This is a genomic window from Clostridium celatum (assembly GCF_021412605.1).
Classification (GTDB): domain Bacteria; phylum Bacillota; class Clostridia; order Clostridiales; family Clostridiaceae; genus Clostridium; species Clostridium celatum.
Genome location: NZ_JAJKGM010000099.1, coordinates 1 through 1,268 on the forward strand (window position 1 = coordinate 1; position 1,268 = coordinate 1,268).

The window sequence follows — 1,268 nt, forward strand, 5'->3', positions numbered from 1 at the left end:
TGGTGTTAGTATAAAGTAGTGGACACATTAAATCGAACTAAGTAAAATAATATTTAGTTAAGAAAGGATGTGTCCATTATGGGAAAGGGCAGAAGATACGATCAAGAATATAAAGATATGATAGTAGAATTATTTAAGTCAGGAATGAGCTTAGCAGAGCTAAGTAGCGAATATGGCATTGCAAAATCAACAATTAACGGCTGGGTTAAAGATGTAAAAGAAATTAAAGTAGATGAAAATGAAGTTATGACATTAAAGGAAGTTAAGGCTTTAAAAAAAGAAATGGCAAGAATTAAAGAGGAAAATGAAATATTAAAAAAAGCTATGGCCATATTTGCAACAAGAAATTAGATGAATTAATAGAATTTATAAATAGCAATAAAAACAAACATGATATTAAGACTATGTGTACCGTTCTAGGCGTAGCCAGAAGCACATATTATAAATCTTTTGATAAAACTAAATCTGCAAGAGAATTAGAAAATGAGGAATTAAAATCAGCTATTAAAAGGATATATAAAGAGAATAAAGGCATATATGGTGCTCCTAGGATTCATCATATACTTGGTATAGAAGGATTCAATGTATCATTGAAGCGAGTTCAAAGACGAATGACTGAACTTGGCCTTTGTGCAGTAACTGTAAAAAAATACAAACCTCATTCAAGTAAAAAGGTAGCAGAAGATTTAGAAAACGTTTTGAAAAGAGATTTTACTACTACTTCTATTAACGAAAAATGGGTAGGAGATATTACATATATTTATACTATCAAAGATGGTTGGTGCTATTTAGCTTCAGTTCTAGACTTATATTCTAAAAAAATAATTGGCTACGCTTTCGGTCAGAGAATGACTAATGATTTAGTTGTTAAAGCCTTAAAAAATGCTTATTACAGCCAATCTCCCGATAAGAATAAGCAATTAATATTTCATAGCGATTTAGGCTCTCAATACACTAGCAATGATTTAAGGGAGCTATGCAAAGAGTTTAATATTATACAATCGTTTAGTAAAAAAGGTTGTCCATATGATAATGCTTGTATAGAATCTTTTCATTCATTAATAAAAAAGGAAGAAATATATAGAAATACATACCGTACCTTCGAAGAAGCTAATATGGCTATTTTTAAATATATTGAAGGTTGGTATAACAGAAAAAGGCTACACTCTTCTATTAATTACATGACTCCAGATCAATGTGAATTATTAGCTAGAAGTGCAGCATAAAAAAGTTTGACTTTTTGTGTCCAAAATATTGACATAAGACCA

General features: G+C 29.8%; 1 protein-coding gene. It reads left to right on the forward strand.

Features of this window, described 5'->3' with window-relative positions:
- Positions 1–78 precede the first annotated feature (78 nt).
- A protein-coding gene (locus LPC13_RS16685; protein WP_234089029.1) for an IS3 family transposase occupies positions 79–1,226 on the forward strand; the annotation gives its coding sequence in 2 pieces (ribosomal slippage) (positions 79–322 and positions 322–1,226; 1,149 coding nt in all).
- The last annotated feature ends 42 nt before the right edge of the window (positions 1,227–1,268 follow it).